The sequence below is a fragment of the Paractinoplanes toevensis genome (assembly GCF_018332695.1).
Classification (GTDB): domain Bacteria; phylum Actinomycetota; class Actinomycetes; order Mycobacteriales; family Micromonosporaceae; genus Actinoplanes; species Actinoplanes toevensis.
Genome location: NZ_BOQN01000016.1, coordinates 20,845 through 39,466 on the forward strand (window position 1 = coordinate 20,845; position 18,622 = coordinate 39,466).

The 18,622-nt window shown below is 71.4% G+C and carries 14 protein-coding genes; 8 read left to right on the forward strand and 6 right to left on the reverse strand.

Annotation, left to right across the window (positions count from 1 at the left end):
* Together Ato02nite_RS06795 and Ato02nite_RS06800 are read left to right on the forward strand one after the other, a co-directional pair.
* Window positions 1–687 carry a FadR/GntR family transcriptional regulator gene (locus tag Ato02nite_RS06795; RefSeq protein WP_213005529.1) on the forward strand — a complete coding sequence of 229 codons (687 nt, stop codon included), beginning with the start codon at window positions 1–3 and terminating at the stop codon, window positions 685–687.
* Window positions 684–1,511 carry a hypothetical protein gene (locus Ato02nite_RS06800; RefSeq protein WP_213005530.1) on the forward strand — a complete coding sequence of 276 codons (828 nt, stop codon included), beginning with the start codon at window positions 684–686 and terminating at the stop codon, window positions 1,509–1,511. Before Ato02nite_RS06795 ends, Ato02nite_RS06800 begins: the two co-directional genes overlap by 4 nt.
* Here the strand turns inward: Ato02nite_RS06800 and Ato02nite_RS06805 are convergent, their stop codons facing one another.
* Both Ato02nite_RS06805 and Ato02nite_RS06810 read right to left on the reverse strand, forming a co-directional pair.
* Entirely contained in the window at window positions 1,512–5,549 is a 4,038-nt protein-coding gene (locus tag Ato02nite_RS06805) for an NACHT and WD repeat domain-containing protein (protein ID WP_213005531.1), read from the reverse strand.
* 10 nt (window positions 5,550–5,559) lie between these two features.
* Window positions 5,560–5,883, reverse strand: coding sequence for a CU044_2847 family protein (locus tag Ato02nite_RS06810; RefSeq protein ID WP_246606202.1), 324 nt, complete (start codon window positions 5,881–5,883; stop codon window positions 5,560–5,562).
* A 69-nt stretch (window positions 5,884–5,952) separates the two neighbouring features.
* Between Ato02nite_RS06810 and Ato02nite_RS06815 the strand changes: the two genes are divergently transcribed.
* The 3 genes from Ato02nite_RS06815 (at window position 5,953) to Ato02nite_RS06825 (ending at window position 12,176) form a co-directional block, all read left to right on the forward strand.
* Window positions 5,953–6,834, forward strand: a complete 882-nt coding sequence (locus tag Ato02nite_RS06815) for a hypothetical protein (protein ID WP_246606204.1) — start codon at window positions 5,953–5,955, stop codon at window positions 6,832–6,834.
* Window positions 6,831–9,965, forward strand: coding sequence for an ATP-binding protein (locus Ato02nite_RS06820; protein ID WP_213005532.1), 3,135 nt, complete (start codon window positions 6,831–6,833; stop codon window positions 9,963–9,965). Before Ato02nite_RS06815 ends, Ato02nite_RS06820 begins: the two co-directional genes overlap by 4 nt.
* 93 nt (window positions 9,966–10,058) lie before the next feature.
* Window positions 10,059–12,176, forward strand: a complete 2,118-nt coding sequence (locus Ato02nite_RS06825) for an acyltransferase family protein (RefSeq protein WP_213005533.1) — start codon at window positions 10,059–10,061, stop codon at window positions 12,174–12,176.
* Window positions 12,177–12,183: 7 nt separating this feature from the next.
* On the opposite strand, the gene Ato02nite_RS06830 is transcribed toward Ato02nite_RS06825, so the two are convergent.
* The gene (locus Ato02nite_RS06830) at window positions 12,184–12,927 is read right to left on the reverse strand and encodes a TetR/AcrR family transcriptional regulator (RefSeq protein ID WP_213005534.1); all 744 of its coding nucleotides are present in this window, start codon (window positions 12,925–12,927) and stop codon (window positions 12,184–12,186) included.
* Between the two features lie 76 nt (window positions 12,928–13,003).
* On the opposite strand from Ato02nite_RS06830, the gene Ato02nite_RS06835 reads away from it, so the two are divergent.
* Both Ato02nite_RS06835 and Ato02nite_RS06840 read left to right on the forward strand, forming a co-directional pair.
* Window positions 13,004–13,630, forward strand: coding sequence for an NAD(P)-dependent oxidoreductase (locus Ato02nite_RS06835; protein WP_213005535.1), 627 nt, complete (start codon window positions 13,004–13,006; stop codon window positions 13,628–13,630).
* Between the two features lie 91 nt (window positions 13,631–13,721).
* Window positions 13,722–14,795 (forward strand): carboxypeptidase-like regulatory domain-containing protein, encoded by a 1,074-nt coding sequence (locus Ato02nite_RS06840; RefSeq protein ID WP_213005536.1) that lies wholly within the window; start codon window positions 13,722–13,724, stop codon window positions 14,793–14,795.
* Between the two features lie 17 nt (window positions 14,796–14,812).
* On the opposite strand, the gene Ato02nite_RS06845 is transcribed toward Ato02nite_RS06840, so the two are convergent.
* On the reverse strand, window positions 14,813–15,748 hold the full coding sequence (locus tag Ato02nite_RS06845; RefSeq protein ID WP_307853596.1) for a LacI family DNA-binding transcriptional regulator: 936 nt from the start codon (window positions 15,746–15,748) through the stop codon (window positions 14,813–14,815).
* An 89-nt stretch (window positions 15,749–15,837) separates the two neighbouring features.
* Here Ato02nite_RS06845 and Ato02nite_RS06850 point away from each other — a divergent pair, with 89 nt between their 5' ends.
* Entirely contained in the window at window positions 15,838–16,407 is a 570-nt protein-coding gene (locus Ato02nite_RS06850) for a CGNR zinc finger domain-containing protein (protein WP_213005538.1), read from the forward strand.
* Between the two features lie 67 nt (window positions 16,408–16,474).
* On the opposite strand, the gene Ato02nite_RS06855 is transcribed toward Ato02nite_RS06850, so the two are convergent.
* Window positions 16,475–17,923, reverse strand: coding sequence for a sensor histidine kinase (locus tag Ato02nite_RS06855; protein ID WP_213005539.1), 1,449 nt, complete (start codon window positions 17,921–17,923; stop codon window positions 16,475–16,477).
* A complete protein-coding gene (locus Ato02nite_RS06860; protein WP_213005540.1) occupies window positions 17,920–18,609 on the reverse strand; it encodes a response regulator transcription factor in 690 nt (229 codons plus the stop codon). Before Ato02nite_RS06860 ends, Ato02nite_RS06855 begins: the two co-directional genes overlap by 4 nt.
* Between the last annotated feature and the right edge of the window lie 13 nt (window positions 18,610–18,622).

Sequence of the window (18,622 nt, forward strand, 5' to 3'; positions counted from 1 at the left end):
GTGGCCGTCACCGACGAGGCGATCGAGAAGATCAAGGCGATGATCGTCGCCGGTGAGCTGCGGCCCGGCGACCGCCTGCCCCGGGAGGCCGACCTGGCCGAACGCCTCGGGCTGTCCCGCAATTCGCTGCGCGAGGCGGTGAAGGCGCTGTCGCTGATCCGGGTGCTGGACGTGCGGCAGGGCGACGGCACCTTCGTCACCAGCCTCGCACCGCAACTGTTGCTGGACGCCCTGAACTTCATCGTCGACTTCCACCGCGACGACACGGTGCTGGAATTCTTCGAGGTGCGCCGCATCCTGGAACCGGCCGCGACGGCGCTGGCCGCCCAGCGCATGCCCGACGACCGGATCGAGGAGCTGCGCAAGGTCCTCACCAGCCTCCCCGAGGACGCCACGATCGACGAACTGGTCGCCAACGACCTGGAGTTCCACCACCGCATCGCCGCCGGCGCCGGCAACGGCCTGCTCTGCTCCCTGATCGACAGTCTGTCCGGCCCGACGACCAGGGCCCGCATCTGGCGCGGGCTCACCCAGGCGGGAGCGGTGGAGAAGACTCGCGAACAGCACGCCGCCATCCTCGACGCCGTCGCCAACCGGCGGCCCGAGCTGGCCCGCTCCTGGGCGACGGTGCACGTGGCCGGCGTCGAGGACTGGCTACGCCTCGCCCTCCAGGCCGGCCGGCCGTGACGCCGGCGCTGTACGTGGCGCACGACGACAGGCTGGTCATCGCGTCCCGGCTGCCGCTCGGGGTGGTCGGCGGGCGGGGGCTCTCGTTCCGCTGGGGCAGCGTCGTCGAGATCACCCCGGCGGACCGGCCCGGTGATCCCGGGCCGCTGACCGGCGTGCTCTACGGTCTCGGGTTCATCCTCGGCCTGGCCGGCGTGCTGCTGGTGGTGGGCGGTGCGCTCGGGGGCGGCCTGCTGGTCCTGGCCGGGATGGCCACCGGTGGTGGGCCGGCGCTGCACCGCTATCGGCAGCGGCCGGGCGTGATCTCGGCACCGCGCCTGTCCGGTGACCGCGAGCAGCACCATGTGCTCATCGACGAGCGGGACCGGAAGGTGTTCTCGGACGCCATCGACGTGTGCCAGCGAGCGTCGGAGACGTGGCCGGCGCTCGGGGCCCTCATCGACGTCCCGATCGCGGAGCGGCAGTTGGCGCACGCCCTCTTCGATCTGGCCGGAGCACTGGAGCGGCGGCAGGAACTGCGGGAGCTGCACGCCGAGCTGACCGAGCACGACGGCGCGTTCGAGCTGGCAGCGCGGACGATCCGGGCCACCGCGGCGCTGGCCGAGCTGGACGACGAGGTGAGCCGGCGCCTCGCGACATTGGACACGGTGGCGGTGGCCGGCGAGGAACTGATCCGCGACCAGGAGATCGCCGCGCTGGCCCGGGAGGCCGACGAAACCCTGGCCCGGCTGACCTCGACCGGGCCGGCGAACGAGACGGACGCCGGGTCCGAACTCGCCGAGCGCACCGAGGCGGTGCTGCGCGCCTACCGCGAGCTGACCTGATCAGAGCCGGTCGACGGTCAGGGTGAGCAGACCCTGATCCAGGCCGATCACCAGGTATCCGCCGATCCATCGGCACGTCCGGGCACGGTGGTGGACGTGAATGGTGCGCAGCCGGCGGCCGGTACGCGGATCCCACAGCCGGATCGTCCGGTCCAGGCTCGCGGACGCGAGGACCTGCCGGTCGCCGACAACGCCGGGCGCCAGACCGGTGACCTCGGCGGTGTGGCCGGAGAGCACCCGGATCGGGCGGCCGTCCGGTGGTTCCCACAGCCGGATCGTCCGGTCGGCGCCGGCGGAGATCAGCGTCGGCCGGCCGTCGACGGTTGCCGTGCTCAGCGCGTTCACGGCGCTCTGGTGGCCGAGTCGTTCCCAGAGCAGCGTGCCGTCGGCGGCCCAGAACCGAACCACACCGCTCTTGTCGGCGGACGCCAGCGCCTCGGTCCCGTCCCGGTCGACCACCACGAGGGAGGTGACCCAGGCGCGGTGCCCGACGAGACGCCCGATCACCTCGGCATTGTGCGGGCGCCACAGGCGCACCGTCTCGTCGTCGCCGGCCGAGGCCACCACGAGGCCGCCGGTGGTCCGCAGGACGGCGACCGCGTTGACCGGCTCCAGGTGCTCGCGAAACTCACGGATCGGGCTCGGGTCGGCCGAGTCCCAGAGATGCACCATCGCGTCGGCACCCGCGGTCGCCAGCAGCGCGGGCTCTTCGTCCTCGATGACGCAGATCGCGTTCACCGGGCTGGCGCCGGCTCGCAGTTCCGTGCGGGCAGCGCCGGTCGTCAGGTCCCAGAGCCGTACGGCACCGTCGTTTCCGCCGGTCGCCACGAGCGGTCCCGCCTCTCCCGCGACGGCGCAGACGGCGCCGATCGAGCCGGGCAGCACGCTCTCGGCGAAGGCCTGGGGCCGCTCTCCAGCCGGATCCCACAGCCGCACGGTGCCGTCGTCGCCGGCGGTCGCGAGCATGTGCCGGCCGGGCAGCGGCAGTTCGCAGACGGCCCGGATCCAGCTGGCCTGGCCGCGCAGGACCTGTCGTTCGGTCCCGGTCTCGGTCTCCCACAGCCGGATCGTGCCGTCCTCGCCGGTCGATGCGAGGAGGTCGCCGTCGCGGGTCCGTACGGTGCACAGGTCGGTGATCGGTCCGCCGCCGGTGTCGAGGCAACGGACCGCCTCGCCGGCGACCGGGTCCCACAGGCGGACGGTTCCGTCGTAGCCGCCGGACGCGAGCAGCACTCGGCCGCCGGCCCGCAGGGCGTACAGGGTGGTCACCCATCCGTTGTGTCCGCGCAGGACACCTCGGCGAACGCCGTGGACGGGATCCCACAGGCGGATGTATCCGTCGTAACCGGTCGACGCGATCAGCCCGTACGGCCCGACCGGGACGTGGGTGACCGCGGTGACCCAGCCGGAGTGGCCGGTCAGGGTGTGCAGCAGGGTGCCACCGGTCACGTCCCACACCCGCACCGTCCGGTCGTCGCCCGCCGAGACCAGCAGATCGCCGCCGGGGCCCATCGGAACGGCGCAGATGTTGCGGACCCAGTCGTGGTGTCCGGTGAAACTGTGCAGCTGAACGCCGGATCTGGGATCCCAGATGCCGATCGTGCCGTCGTGGCCGGCGGTGGCGAGCAGCGTGCGGCCGCCTGCGACGACCGCGCAGACGCCGCGGATGCAGTCGTCGTGGCAGCTGAACACGCGGACGGTCTGGTTGGTGAGCGGATCCCAGAGGCGTACGGTGCCGTCCTCGCCGGCCGAGGCGAGCAGGTTTCGCCCGTCGACCGCGATCGGACACACGTCGTAGACGCCGAGCGAGTGCCCCTCGAAGACGGTGCGTTCCAGCCGGGGCGGAGTGTGTGCCCATCGGGCCTGATACGGCCCTGTGGAGGCGTCGATGCCGGCACTCAGGCCGTCGATCCGGTCGACCACCGAGAACATCGCGGCCCGTTCGGCCGGTTCCGCGCCCACCGCCCGCGGCGTCCGCTGGAGAAGTAGCCGGCGGGCCCGTCCGGATGCGGTCCGGGCGGTGTCGGCGACCGGTAGCAGCCGGTCGAGGTGAGCGTGCAGCAGATAGCCGTCGTCGTTGAGCAGATCGTCGACCGCGCCGACCCGGGCGGCGTGCGGGGAGAGGGAGCGCAGCAGGTAGTCGGGTGCCGCGCCCCAGCCGACGCTCCGGCCATGCTGGATCCAGGCGGTCACCAGTCGTTGCTCGTCCGTCTCGCGACGGCCGAGCTCCCGGCGGTGCGCGAGCAGGGCGTCGTTGAGGGCCTGATGGAAGAGCCGGTACGTCGGGCGGGCCGGGTCACCGGTCTCTACCAGGAAGTTGGCGGCCGATGAACGCGCGAAGTCGTCCAGCTGCTCGCCGGTGACGAGGACGCCGAGCGCCTGGATCGCCCCCTGCCACAGCGAGATGGGCAGTCCCGGTGTCTCGGCGTAGGCGAGCGCGGTCAGCACGAGCCGGGCCGGTGCGGTGCCGGCGTCGGGAAGGTACTGAAGGTAGTCGTTGAGCGTGTCGCCGACGGTCGGCGTGAACGAGACGTGCCGGGGGTCGGCCGGCTCCAGGTCGCGCAGGGCACGGGTGCGGGCCACCAGGCCGGCAATGAGGAAGTTCCGGTCGGCGAGGGCGGCGATGCTCGCGGCCACCGGTGCGGCGACGGCCGGATCCGAGTACGCCCCGGGACCGCGCGGCCCGCCGAGCTGGAGCGTCGCCTGTGCGTAGTCGGCAAGGTCCTCCGGCGAGAAGAACTCCGGCGAGTCCAGGTCGATAGTGCTCGCGTCCGATCCGAAGGTTCCGAGCAGGTCACCGAGATCGTCCGTACGCCGGGTGCCGACGACGACCTGCACGCCCAGGGTGGCACAGGTGCGGGCGAGCGGGACCAGGACGTCGTCGATCAGGGCGCGGGTCTGGTCGGGACCGGCGGCCTCGTCGAGGGCGTCGACCACGAGGTTGAAGCGGGCCGGCCGGGACGTGAGCCGGTCACGCAGGGCCGGCATGAGGTCGACGGTGGCCTTGGGCAGGCCCACCCCGGCACCACGGGCGATCTCGGTGGCGACCTCGAGCGCGGTCTTGCCCTTGACGTGGACCGCACACGCCACCGAGCCGACGGTGGCTCGCTCGGCGACGTCGTCCGGCGGCAGGGCCGCACTGATCTCCGGGTCGGCGGTGGTCACGATCCGGCCCAGCACGGCGGATTTTCCCACGCCCGGCGAGCCGGTGACGATCATCGGCCGTCCGGCCGGCTCGGCCCGGTCGAGGAACTGGCGCAACCGCCGCAGGGCAGCGACCCGGCCGCGGAACCGGGAGCCGGTCTCGGCGCTCGACGCGACCCCGCGGGCGCGGGGCAGCCAGTGCCGGTGCGCCTCGTCGTCGGTGGCCAGCGTCCAGCCCCAGGCGGCGTGGGTCGGCTCGTCGGCGTCACCCACCCGCCAGGTGTCGAGAGTCGAGAGTTTCAGGCCGGGCAGGTGCTCATCGGCATAGGCCAGGGTGAGCGCGAGCCCGGAGCCGGTGTTGGCATCGGCCTTGACGATGATTCCGACGACGGCGTCGTAGTCGGGCGACCACAGCGCGGCGCCGCTGAAACCCTGCGCGACACCTTCCCGGACGTCGGCGGTGAGCCGCACGCAGCCGTAACTGCCCTCGTCACCGATTACTCCGGCGGCGGGGCGACCGCCGTCGCCGTACCGCGGGAAACCGTAGGCACGCCAAGGCAGGCCGACCAGGTCCGGCCCCGGCGGGCGGCGCAGCCGGGCCGGGACGACCGACGGTGGCACCGGTTCGTCCAGATCCAGCAGGACGACGTCGAGGCCCTGTTCGTCGTGGCCGTCGAAACGACACGCGCGGACCCGCCGGCGCACTCCGGGCGGCACGTGGAAATCGCGCGGGAAGGCGACCCACAGCTCGCGGAGCGTGCCGGCCGGGAACGCGACATGGTGGCAGGCGAGAACCAGGGTGTCGGCGACGACCAGGCCCGCGCCCACCGGTTCCTCATCGGTGGGCGTCGCATGCAGTGCGACCGCCCAGGTTTCCGGCGGTGAGCCGGTCACGCCGCCGCCCTCAGCTCGCGGGATGCGACGCGGTGTCGGGCTGCCAGGTCAGCGTGACCTCGAAGCTCGCCTCGCTGGCGGCCTTGGCCACGACCCAGTTCGCCGCGCCGGTGACCTTGAGACCGAACTTGACCTGCACGGTGTCGGGAGCCAGCCGCTTCACGTCGTCGAGCACGGCGCGGGCCGCCTCGATCGACGGCCCAGCGGCCTCCCGGACCCACCCCGCGACGTCGCCGACGCCGGCCGGCTGGAAGCCGGGCAGCGGGTCGAACTCGAAAGCCGCCACGGTCTTCTCGTCCACCTGGTAACGCACGACCTCGGACGGCACCGTCATCAACCTCCATCGAGCCGCGCCGGACGCACACGAAAGACGGCGGGCCGCACAGCCGCCTCGCCTCGGGACATGCTTCCCGGCGATCCGGTAATGCGCAATGGCCCATCGGCTGATCAATTCGAGACACCTGGCGGGTCTGCGGAAATATGGCCGCCGAGCTGCGGAGTCGAAGATCAGAATTGTGCTTTGTCGGGTTTTTGCGGCAACTCGCGGGCTCTTGCGCCCCTTCGGAAGCGTCGGCAGAATCGGCCCGAGAACTCACCTTTCATGATCGAATTTCCTGGGCATCGGCGCATTCACGCGCCGGAAAGAGGCATCCACATGCCGGCAAAGGCACTCACCTCAGTGCAGCGCGCGACGCTGCTCGCCCTCATGGTCAAGGCCGGCCCGACGCCGCTCGCGGTCCTGTCCAACGAGGTGAAGATCAGCCTCAAGCCGGATAAACGCAACGAACTGGTCGACCTGAAACTGATCACAGTCGCCGGGAAACCGATGACCCTCGAACTCACCGAACAGGGCTGGGCGGAATCGATCAAGGAGTTCCGGGCGGAGGTTCCACCCCGCGCCGGCTCCCTGGGCGGGGTGCTCTATCTACTGCTCGGTTTCCTTCGCGATTATCTCGAACGACACGAATTGTCGGCGGGTGAGTTCTTCGCGTCGGCCGCCCCGAAGGCGACAATTCCCGACGGCACCATAGAAGATCAAATTCGGAAGGCGTACGCCGACCTGGCCGCCGAGCCGGGGGCGTACCTGATGCTCGAGGATCTGCGCGCCGCCCTGCCTCGAGCCGACCGGCCGAGTGTCGACGCCGCCCTGCTCCGGCTGGACCGCACGTCCGCCGCCCACCTGATCCCGGAGTCCAACCAGAAGGTCCTGACGCCGGGCCAGCGTGCCGCGGCAATTCGCATCGGCAACCAGGACATGCATCTCGTCGCCATCTCGCCGGGATGAGGGACGAGGAGCGGCGCGCGCTTGCCGCCCTGCGCTTCAACTGGGCACCCACCCCGGACGACGTGTGGCAGCCCAGCCCGTTCCATGTGGAGGGCCTGCACCGCAACGTGGTGCAAACCGTGCTGGACGGTGTGCGCGAGGCGGCCCGGAGCACCGAGTCCAGCCCGATCGGGGTGGCCATCCTCGGCCAGCGCGGAACCGGCAAGACCCACCTGCTCGGCGCGGTACGCGAGAAGGTGCAGGCCGAGGGTGGATATTTCTTCCTCGTCAGCCTGCTGGAGACCAAGGCCTTCTGGCAGAGCACCGCGCTGTCGGTGCTCGACGGCCTGGCCCGGCGGTCGGCCGACGGCGGCACCCAGCTCACCACGTTCCTGCGGCGGATCGGCGACCTCGTCAAGGCACCCCGGACGGTGCGCCGGGCGATCGCCGGCGAGACCGAGTTGACCCGGCCCGCCGTCGACGCGTTCGTCGACCTCATCCGCAAGCACCACCGTCAGGTCGGTATGGAGTGCCAGGACACCGCCCGGGCGCTCGCCCTGTACGCCGCCGAGGAGTCGCGGGTGTCGTACATCGGCTACCACTTCCTCTGTTCCAACGACGAGGAGGAGCCCGGCGACCGCGCCGCCTGGGGGATGCGCCGCGGCAAGCGGTCCGCGCAGGAGGTGGTCCGGGACATCTCCCGGCTGCTCGCTCTCACCGGGCCGACGCTGATCGCCGTCGACCAGATCGACCTGCTCATCGCCCAGTCGGCGAAGGCCTCCGATCCCCGGCACGGTCAGGAGAACGACTGGCAGCAGGCGTTGCTGCTGGAGCAGATCGCCGGTGGACTCATGGCGCTGCGGGAAACGACACGCCGGTCCCTGTCGGTGGTGACGTGCCTGCCGAAGACCTGGAACGACATCGCCACCGAGGCCACCGACACGGTGCCGGATCGTTTTCACAAGGCGGAACCGTTGCGGCGGCTGCCGACCGCGGCGATCGCCCGGGAGTTGGTGGAGCGGCGGTTCGCGTCGCTGTTCGACGACGACTTCACGCCGCCCTACCCGACCTGGCCGATCCGGCCGGCGGCGTTCGCGCAGGCGGTCGATTTCACCCCGCGGGAACTCCTGAAGATCATCGACAATCATGTCCGGGCCTGCCTGGCGAGCGGCACCGTCGCCGAGCTCACCCATCTCGGCCCCGCGTCCACCGGCCCGACCGACGCCGCGGCGGTTCCCGCCCGGCCGCCCGCCGACGACCAGCTCCGCGACATGGACGCCCTCTTCGCCAAGCTGGTGGGTGACGCCGATCCTGGCCCGGCGCTCGACCACGGGCGCGAGGACACCGAGGTTCCCGTCCTGCTCGCGGCCGGCCTCACGGCGTGGATCGCCGAACAGGGCGCGGCGGGCGAGGCGTTCAGCATCGACCCGCAGGCGGGCGGCAAACCGGCCCTGCACGCCCGGCTACGCCGGAGTCTCGGCAGCGATGACGCCGATGACGTCCGGGGCGAGGACGAGGAGCACTGGGCCTTCCGGGCGATCGGCGCTGCGCACCACATCGCCGTGCTGAACCGCATCAAGAACGCGGTGACCACGGCCGGGCTGACCAAGGGCATCACCAAGCGGCGGCTGTTCCTGCTGCGCAACGTCGAGACGAATCCGTGGTCGAAGGGCACCCGCACCCAGGAGGTGATCCGCGACTTCGGCGACGCCGACGGCGAGACACTGCCCTTCACCGATGACGACATCCGCCGGCTCATGGCGCTGTCGAGGCTGATCGCGGACTACGGCGCGGAACAGCTGCTCGGGTGGTTCCGCGAGCGGCGGCCCACCGCCTCGATCGGCCTTCTGCGACACGCACTGCGCGCGGCCACCGCGCCACCACCGTCGGCTGCCGAGCCACCGGAGTCCCGGGGCGTGCCGCTCGGCCTGGCGCTGGACGGCAGTGGTCCGGTGACGATCGACCTCGAGGCACTGCGGCGGCACACCGCGATCTTCGCCGGATCCGGCTCCGGCAAGACCGTGCTCATCCGGCGCCTGGTGGAGGAGTGTGCGCTGCGAGGTGTCTCCGCCATCGTGCTCGACCCCAACAACGACCTGGCCCGGCTCGGCGATGCCTGGCCCGACCCACCGGGGGCCTGGACCGGCGACGACCCAGACCGGGCCGCCGAATATCTCCGCACCACCGAAGTCGTCGTCTGGACGCCCAACCGGGAGAGCGGCCGGCCGCTCAGCTTCCAGCCCATCCCCGACTTCGCCGGCATCCTCGACGACCCGGACGCCTTCACCGCGGGCATCGACGCCGCCGTGGCCGCGCTGGCGCCGCACGCCAAGGCCGACGGCAAGACCGACAAGGCCGTCCTCGGCCGCGCGGTCCTGCGCGAGGCCATGCTCAGCTTCGCCCGCAGCGGCGGCAACGATCTGCGCGGCTTCGTCAACCTGCTCAACGCGCTGCCGGAGGGCGTCAGCCTGCTCGACGACGCCACCAAGCTCGCCACCAGCATGGCTCAGCTACTGAAGGCCGCCATGGTCAACGACCCGATGTTCGGTGGCAACGGCGCACCGGTCGATCCGGGTGAGCTGCTCACCCCGGCGGCCGGTTATCGCGCCCGGGTGTCGGTGATCAGCTTCGTCGGTCTGCCCGACGACCAGCAGCGGCAGAACTTCGTCAACCAGGTGCAGATCGCGCTGTTCGCCTGGATCAAGCGGAACCCGGCCGGCGACCGCCCGCTCGGCGGGCTGTTCGTGATGGACGAGGCGCAGACGCTCGCGCCGTCCGGCGCGATGACCGCGTGTACGCACAGCACGCTCGCCCTCGCCTCGCAGGCCCGGAAATACGGTCTTGGCCTGGTGTTCGCCACCCAGGCACCGAAGGCGCTGCACAACCGGATCCCCGGCAACGCGGCCACCCAAATGTTCGGCCTGCTCAACAGTCCGACGCAGATCGCGGCGGCCCAGGAGATGGCGCGGGCCAAGGGCAGCGGGATCGACGATGTGGGCCGCCTGCGGACCGGTCAGTTCTACACGACGGTGGAGGGCGGCCCGTTCGTGAAGCTACAGGCGCCGCTGTGCCTGACCCATCACCCGCGAAGCCCGCTGTCCACCGAGGAAGTGCTGGAGCGAGCCGTACGCGAGGGCGATAGCCGGGTCTGAGCTCACCGGGTGCTGACCTGATCGACGCTGGCCGTGCTGAGGTAAATTGGCTCGGCCCATTCCGCCTGCCGTCCGACCGGGGAGTAATCACGGATGTCTGGTCCCGTCCGTGATCGGGCCGTCCGGTTCGATATTCAGGCGTTGCGGGCGTTCGCCGTGGCTACGGTCGTGTGCGCCCACCTGTGGCCGCGCGGATGGCTGCCGGGCGGGTTCGTCGGGGTCGACGTCTTCTTCGTCATCTCCGGCTTCCTGATCACCTCGCACCTGATGGAGCACGTCCGGCCGGACTTTCGCGGGCTGCTGGACTTCTGGGGCCGGCGGGTGCGCCGGCTGCTGCCGGCTTCGCTGGCCGTGCTGGCGGTCACCGCCGTGGCCGGGTGGGTGTGGCTTCCGGAATCGCAGTGGGCGCAGACTGCCCGGCAGATCCGGGCGGCGGCCACCTATTGGATCAACTGGCAGCTCGCCGGCGACTCGGTCGACTACTTCGCGGCCGGGACGCCGGAATCTCCGGTGCAGCATTACTGGTCGCTCGCCGTGGAGGAGCAGTTCTACCTGGTGTGGCCGCTGTTCCTGCTGGCGCTGACCTGGCTCGGGTGGCGGCTGCGGGATCGGCGAAAGCTCTACTTCACCGGTCTGCTCGTGGTGGCCGGCGCCTCGCTGTGGTGGTCGATCCGGTACACCGACACCACTCCGTCGGCCGCGTATTTCGTGTCCACCACCCGGATCTGGGAGTTGGGCGCCGGCAGCCTGCTGGCCGTCGTCTATCCGGCACTGGTGCGGGCCCGGTCGCGATCGCGGACCAGGGGCAAACGGATCCGGATCGCCACGGCGTACGCGGGCTGGTTGTTGATGGGTTTCGCGGTGCTGCGATTCAGCGCCGACACCCCGATCCCGGGCTGGCACGCGCTCGTGCCGGTCGCCGGAGCGACGATGGTGATCGCGACGAACGCGCACCTCGTCTGGTACCCCGCTCGGGTGCTGCAGTGGCTCGGGGACCACTCCTACTCGATCTATCTCTGGCACTGGCCGCTGCTGCTGATCGAGCCGGCCGTCTTCGACAACACGTCCAGGGGATGGGCGGACAACGCGGGGATCGTCCTGGCCACGCTGGGACTGGCGGCGCTGACCAAGCGTTACCTCGAGGATCCCGTACGGATGCTGGCGTGGTGGCGTCCGCTGGTGCGGACGTACGCGCTGGGCGCGGCCGGAATGGTGATCGTGATCGCCCTCGCCGCCACCTGGAGTGGCGCGGAGAACCGCCGGCAGGACGTCTACCAGCGTCATCTGACCGAGGCGGTCGCGCGAGGGGACCGCTGCTTCGGAGCCGGTGCCCTCGATCCCGGCCTGGACTGCGGCCGTTCCCTCCAGGGGCCGTACTACCCGCAAACCTCCACCTGGCAGGTCGGCGCCATCTACGCCGACCAACCGGGACTCGACGGCCAGAAGTGCAACAGCGTCGGTGACCAGTGGCCGGTCGTCCGCTGCGACGCCGGCGAACTGTCGTCACCGACGACGGTGGTGCTGGCCGGTAACTCCCACGCATTCCAGTGGCTCGAAGCGGTGTCCAACATCGCCGAGGCGGAGCGCTGGCACCTCGTCACCTACTACGCCACCGGTTGCCCTCTCACCGACATACCCCGGACGGTGTTCCAGCCCGCCACGGTCCACTGCGCCGACTGGCAGCAGGGAGTCCTGAACAGCATCATCGAGCTGAAGCCGGCCATGATGGTCACCTCCAACCTCAGCTACGAGAATCGGTACGCCAACTGGTTCACCGTGGACATGGGCCGCCAGCAGCTCGCCGACGCGTACACCGTCACCTACCAGCGACTGCGCGACGCCGGCATCCGGACCGTCGTCATCAACGACACCCCTTCGCCGTCGGGCGGGAACAAGCTCGAACTCCCCCAGTACCCGAACGCCGACCCGATCGGCTGCCTCAACGACAACCGCGAGAACTACGAGGCGTGCTCCGCGCCCAGGTCCGACTGGGAATACCACGACCCCGCCCTGGACGCCGTGAGCCGGATCGGCTCCCCGAAAATCACGTCGGTCGACCTCAACAACCACATCTGCGGCCCCGAGGTGTGCGACGCCGTGGTGGGCGGTGTCCGGGTCCGGCAGGACGACTCGCACCTCACCGCGACGTACGTCCACACCCTGATCCCGTACCTACGACCAGCCCTGATGGCAGCGATAGCAGGACCCTGAGCCCCGTCTACGACGGTCCGCGATGGCTCAGCAGTCCGTCGATGATGACGCTGAGTTTCCAGTTGGCGTACGCGTGGCTGTCGCGGCCGGCGGTGGTCATGGCCGGGCGCAGGGCGTGGATGGTCGGGTAGGTGTCCGCCGGCAGGTCGCCGTAGACGGCGTCGAGTTCGGATCCGGCGGCTTCGGACATGGCTTCCTCGGTGGCCCCGGCCGCACCCTCGGCCGCGGTCAGGGCGCGCTGGTCACGCAGCCGGGCGGCGAGTTCCAGGGCCGACGAGGTCACGAACTGGTCGAGCAGGTCGGCTGCCCACGGGCAGAGGTTGTCGTCGATGCCGCCGGCGCGTAGCAGGGTCAGCGTCGCTTCGAGGATGCGCAGCGCGTGCGGCCCGGTCGGCACTCGGGTGATCGCGACCGAGGCGATGTCGTCGTGGCCGGCGAGGGTGGTGATGGCCCGGCTGATGAGCAGTTCCAGGCGGGCCCGCCAGTCCCCGTCGGCCGGGCCGGGCAGGTGGACACCGGCCAGCGCAAGGTCGTAGACCTCGGCCATCAACTCGTCCCGGTCGGCCACGTAGACGTAGAGCGACGCCGGGCCGGTGTCCAGGGCCTGGGCGACGCGGCGCATGGTCACCGCGGTGCAGCCGACCTCGTCGACCAGTTGCAGTGCGGCTGTTACGACGGCCTGGCGGCTCAGCGGCGCTTTGGCCGGGCGGGTCCGCGGGGTGTCTCGGAGCCGGGCGGTGCTGTCAGTCACCGCATCAGCCTACCCCTTGACGAACACCGTTCGCCACGAACATAGTTCGTAGCGACCCTGAAAGGAACGCAGCAGCATGAGCCTCAACGTCGTAGTTCTCGGGGCCGCCGGCCGCACCGGACGCCTGATCGTCGCGGCGGCTTTGCGCGGCGGACACCAGGTCACCGCCGCCGTCCGTGACCCGGCAAGTGTCCCGGCGGCCCCGGGCCTGCGCGTGGAACGGGCCGACGTCCGCGACGCGGACAGCTTGCGCGCCGTGATCCGAGGTCACGACGCTGTCGTCTCCGCCATCGGTGCCTCCGGCCGCAAGGCCGGCAACCTCTACTCCGACGGCGCCCGCGCCACCGTGTCGGCGATGCAGGCCACCGGGGTGAAGCGGCTGCTGGCCATCACCTCCGTCGGCGTCCGGCCCGACGATCCCCACCACGCCTGGTGGTACCGCGGTCTGATCCGCCCCATCGGCGCGGACCTGTACGCCGACATGGCCCGGATGGAGCACATCGTGCGTGCCAGCGACCTCGACTGGACCTTCGTGCGACCCACCTACCTCCAGGACCGCGAACCCACCGGCGGCTACCGCGCCACCGACAACAGCACACCCCCGGGCGGCTGGCGCATCACGCGCACCGACGTCGCAGGCTTCATCGTCGAAGAGCTCGACGCGCACCGCTGGTCCCGCCAGGCACCCAGCCTCGCCGAATAACCGGACGGGTCGCGCAACCCGTACCGGACAGGGCATAGTGGCCCGCGGTCCATCGACCGGTGCTGTTCGCCCTCGGAGAAGGTGGTTGGAAATGACGACGCGCTTACGTGGCCGATGGGCCCGGGCCGCCGCATTGATCGCGCTGGCCGGGGGGACGCTCGCGGTGTCGGCGGCACCCGCGACGGCCGCCCCGCAGACCGTCCGCATCCTGAGCGTGTCGGCGGAGAACGTGAAGCCCGGCGAGACGGTGCGCGTGCGGTTCCGCGTCACGAACAACGGGAGCGGGGCCGAAACGGCCATCGTGGTGGTCGGCGGTGGCCTGCGATGCACCACCGGATGCCGGGCCGAGCCGAACCTCGGACCGGGTCAGAGCCAGACCTTCGACGCGGCGCTCGTCGCCCCCGACGCACACCCGGGTGAGACCACCGGCCTCAACATCTCGATCGGCGTACGGCTCGGCGAGCAGAACAGCTTCGACTACAAGATGGTCTACGTCCACGGCCCGGGCACGTCGTCGCCCGGCGAGGACAAGCCGGCGGCCGGGGTGAGCCGCGTTTCCGGCCGGGTCCGCGACACCGGAGGAAAGGCGATCGGCGGTGTGGCCCTGGCCATCCGGGACAGCGCCGGGCACGAATTCCGGGCGACCAGTGACCGCGGCGGCCAGTTCTCGATCACGCCGAGCGCCGGCAGGACGATCGCCGCGGGCCCCATCACGGTCGCCGCCACCATGGACGGTTACCGCACCGCTCGCACGACCGTACGGGGCAAGGCCGGTTCCACCGCGACCGTCCGGCTGACCCTGTCGGCCGTGGCCGCGCCGGCCACGACGCCGCCGTCGCCGTCACCCGCGGCGGCGGAAAGCCCTGTCGCCGCGGACGGCACCCCCGAGGCGGCACCGCCGACCCTCAAGACCGTCGGCGATGAGGGCAGCAGCTCACACCTGTCGTTCATCCTGGGCGGCCTGCTGATCGCCGCCGGCCTGGGGGCGCTCGCGCTGGTGGTGATGCGCCGGAGGAACGCATCGGACGAGACGGCGGCGGCCGGTGGAAGCGTGGCCGACGCTCCGACCGCGGTACTGCGTACCGTGCCGGCGGCGCGCGGCCTCCCCGATCCGTACGGACCGGTCCTACCGGGCGACATCCCGCGGAACGGCTACCGAGGCTGACGGCGGTTCCGGCACCGTCATCGAGCTGACCCTCGAGTGCTCTCGCGCGGCAGGACCACGTGCGGGACGACAACGCGGGCGGGCTCCGCGGAGGGGCGTGCCAGGCGAGCCTCGGTCAGATCGAGGGCCTGCCGGGCGATGTCGGCCGGATCGGCGGCCACCGTCGTCAACGACGGCCGTGCGTAGCGGCCTTCGTCGCTGTCGCCGACACCGACGACGGCCACATCATCCGGCACACGTAGCCCGGCGTCCGTGACGGCCCTGATGACGCCCAGTGCCAGCCGGTCGTCATCGCAGAAGATCGCATCAGGACGGTGCTCGAGCAACGCGCGGGCCGCCTGGTAGCCCTCCACCGGCCGGCGCCCGGCCGTGGTTCTCACATATTCGGCGGACACGCTCCAGCCGGCTCGGTGCAGGGATTCTCCCGGGTGGGCGCCTACGGCGGCGATGCGCTGGCGGCCGATGCTGAGCAGATGCGCGACGGCGGCGCCGGCCGGGGCGAAGGCTACGTGGTCACAGCGCCGGTCCGGCGCCTCGCCGAGCAGGACCAGCGGGGTTCCGGAGGCCAGGTACGCGTCGAGCGTTCCGGCCGGCAGCACGTCGGCGCACAGCAGAGCGGCGTCGATCGGAAGCGCGAGGAATTGCGGAACGATGACGACCCGCATTTTTCGTGAGGCGGCCTGACTGATGACGTGCTCGGCCAGGCCGGGCGGGAAAGGCGCCACCAGGGCGAGCAGTCCGCTGCGACCGCTTCTCAGCGCGCGGGCCGCGAGGTTGGGCCGGTAATCGAGTTGCTGGATCGCCTCGGTGACCCGGCGCCGCACGTGATCGCTGACGTGGGGGTAGTCGTTCACGACATTGGACACCGTACGTATCGAAACCTGAGCGAGCTCGGCCACATCCTTCAGCCTGGCAGTCATGGCACGTCCGTGAGATCGAAGGCGTGTCACCATCAAAAGGTCTTCGGTGGTGACACGACACTCTCAAACGGCTTGACCGGTGTCAAGGCGATACGCTCAGGGTCGGACAGGGGAGATTGACGGTGAGTGACGAGATAGCGGTTCCAGCCGCCGCGCTGCTGGTGCGCGACTTCGTCAACACGTACGAGCCGCAAATCGATGAAGAGTCCTTGACCTCTGCGAACTCGCTGGCGCACTGGTTCGCCGAGCGGGGATTGCTGCGGGCCGGAGCGCGGTTGAAGGCGGCGGATCTGGCCGTCGCCATCGCTTTCCGTGAGGGATTGCGCGCGGTGCTGCTCGGCCACGCAAGCCACCCCACCGACCCGGAACCACTCCAGCGTCTCGAAGAAGTCCTGGCCGTGGTCCCGGTGCGGCTCAGTTTCGCCGCGGGCCGCCCGCAACTGGTCCCGGCCGGCGACCAGCCGCTCGACCGGGCTCTGGCCGGCCTGATCGAGGCAATCCGGCAATGCACGGAGGACGGGATCTGGGGCCGGCTCAAAGCGTGCGACCGCGACACCTGCCGGTGGGCCTACTACGACGCTTCCCGCAACCAGGCCCGCCGCTGGTGCACCATGGCCACGTGCGGCAGCGTCATCAAGACGCGCCGCGCACGGCGGAAAGCCGCGGTGGCGCCCGTTGGTGACCAGCCGTGAATGATGCGGTCGGCACTCCGGCCCCGCCTCCCGCGCCGACGGAACCGTAGCCGGACCCCGGGTACGGTCAGGCCCGCGCCGGGTCGAGCAGGGGCAGTGCGAGCCGGAAGCAGGCGCCCGCGCCGGGTGACGTCTCCAGTTCGAGGTCGCCGCCGTGCGCGCGGGCGAGCGACAGCGCGATCGCCAGCCCGAGCCCGGCGTTCGCGCCGCCCGCGCGGGTCCGGGAGCGATCGGTGCGATAGAAGCGGTCGAAGACCCGGCCGGCCTGCTCGGCCGTCAACCCCGGGCCCCGGTCGGCGACCTCCAGCACGGCGCGGCCGTCCGCCGTGCCGACCCCGATGCGTACGCCGGTGCCCGCCGGAGTGTGCGCGACCGCGTTGCCGACCAGGTTGGTGACGACCTGCCGCAGCCGGGCCTCGTCGGCGTCGACGGGGGCCGGGCCGGGCGGGCCGATCCCGCCGGGACCGGTCAGCTCGACCGGGCGGGCCGGGTCGAGGGCGTGCAGGTCGTGCCGGGCGTCGGTGGCCAGCGTGCGCAGGTCCATCGGGGCCCGGTCGAGCTGGCCCTCGGGCGCGTCGTCCAGTTCGGCCAGCAGCAGCAGGTCCTCGGTGAGCGCGGTCAGCCGGGTCGCCTCGCGTTCGATCCGGCGCATCGCGTCGTCGACGTCGGCCGGGCCGGCCAGCGCGCCCATCCGGTGCAGGTCGGTCGAGCCCTTGATGACGAAGAGCGGCGTACGCAGCTCGTGGCTCACGTCCGACACGAACGTGCGCATCCTCGCCTCCGAGGCGGCCCGGTCGGCGAAGGCCCGTTCGAGCTGGCCGAGCATGGTGTTGAGGGACGCCGCGAGGTCACCGATCTCGGTGCCCGGCGGGGCCAGGCCGGGCACCCGCCGGGTCAGGTCGCCGGCGGCGATCGCGGCCGCGGTCTGGTCGATCCGGCGCAACGGGCGCAGGCCCCGGCCGAGCGCGAGCCAGCCCACCGCGGTCAGGATGACCAGCAGCACTCCCCCGCTGATCAGGCTGGTCGTCCGCAGCTGGGCGAGGGTGTCGTCGGCCGTGTTCATCGGCGCCGCGGCGATCACCGTACCGTTCCAGCCGGTGGTCCGGCGGGCGACGGCCCGCCACCGTCCCGAGTCGTCGGCGGCGTGCAGGAAGACCCCGGACCCGTCGGTGGGGACCGTCCGCAGCCCGTCCCCCGGCGGCAGGGTCGCGGCACTCATCCGCGAGGAGAGCACGCCCTCGGCGACCGTGCCGTTCGCGTCCAGATAGACCAGGTAGGGCGCCCCGACCAGGTCGAGGGCGGGGTCGAGCAGCTCGGGACGGGGGGCGGTGGTGGCGGCGTCACGCGGCCCGCTGACCGGCAGGCTCGAGATCAGCTCGGTCAGCGACCGCAACTGGCTGTCCAGCCGGTCGACCTGGTAGTGCTCCACGCGATCGGAGACGACCGTGCCGACTAGGCCCAGCCCGGCCAGCAGGAGGGCCGCCGTGATCAGGAGCAGCCGGACGCGCAGGCTCATCGCCGCGGCTCGCGCATCACGTACCCCACGCCGTGGACGGTGTGGATCAGCTTCGGCTCCTCGACGTCGACCTTGCGCCGCAGGTACGAGATGTACGTGTCGACGATGCTGGCGTCCCCGCCGAAGTCGTAGTGCCACACCCGGTCGAGGATCTGCGCCTTGGTCACCACCCGCCCGGCGTTCTCCATGAGATGGCGAAGCAGCCGGAACTCGGTGGCCGACACCCGCACCGGCCGGCCGCGCCGGGTCACCTGGTGTCCCTCGACGTCCAGGGCGAGCACGCCGACGGTCAGCACGTCGGCGTGGTGCCCTCCGGTGCGGCGGAGGATCGCCCGGATGCGGGCGATCAGCTCCTCCAGGTCGAAGGGCTTCGTCACGTAGTCGTCGGCGCCGAGCGACAGCCCGGTGACCTTGTCGGCCGGCCGGTCGCGGGCGGTGAGGAACAGGACCGGCGTCCGCTGCCCGCGCAGTTGCCGGACCACCTCGAAGCCGTCCATGTCCGGCAGCATGACGTCGAGCAGCACCAGGTCGGGCGGGTCGGCGGTGGCCGACGCGATCGCCTCGCCGGCGGTGGCCGCCGAGGTCACCCGGAAGCCGGCGAACCGCAGCGTCGCCGCGAGCAACTCCCGCACGGTGGCCTCGTCGTCCACCACCAGGAGCCGCTCCGCGTCGTCCCGGCCTGTCATGGTCACCACCCAA

What these genes read in the sequence shown, in the direction of transcription:
- Ato02nite_RS06810 (WP_246606202.1), bottom strand. Translation starts at nt 5,883, where the DNA reads ATGACGGTGCCGTCCGAGGTCGTGCGTTACCAGGTGGACGAGAAGACC.
- Ato02nite_RS06815 (WP_246606204.1), top strand. Translation starts at nt 5,953, where the DNA reads ATGCTTCCCGGCGATCCGGTAATGCGCAATGGCCCATCGGCTGATCAA.
- Ato02nite_RS06820 (WP_213005532.1), top strand. Translation starts at nt 6,831, where the DNA reads ATGAGGGACGAGGAGCGGCGCGCGCTTGCCGCCCTGCGCTTCAACTGG.
- Ato02nite_RS06825 (WP_213005533.1), top strand. Translation starts at nt 10,059, where the DNA reads ATGTCTGGTCCCGTCCGTGATCGGGCCGTCCGGTTCGATATTCAGGCG.
- Ato02nite_RS06835 (WP_213005535.1), top strand. Translation starts at nt 13,004, where the DNA reads ATGAGCCTCAACGTCGTAGTTCTCGGGGCCGCCGGCCGCACCGGACGC.
- Ato02nite_RS06840 (WP_213005536.1), top strand. Translation starts at nt 13,722, where the DNA reads ATGACGACGCGCTTACGTGGCCGATGGGCCCGGGCCGCCGCATTGATC.
- Ato02nite_RS06845 (WP_307853596.1), bottom strand. Translation starts at nt 15,748, where the DNA reads ATGGTGACACGCCTTCGATCTCACGGACGTGCCATGACTGCCAGGCTG.
- Ato02nite_RS06855 (WP_213005539.1), bottom strand. Translation starts at nt 17,923, where the DNA reads ATGAGCCTGCGCGTCCGGCTGCTCCTGATCACGGCGGCCCTCCTGCTG.
- Ato02nite_RS06860 (WP_213005540.1), bottom strand. Translation starts at nt 18,609, where the DNA reads ATGACAGGCCGGGACGACGCGGAGCGGCTCCTGGTGGTGGACGACGAG.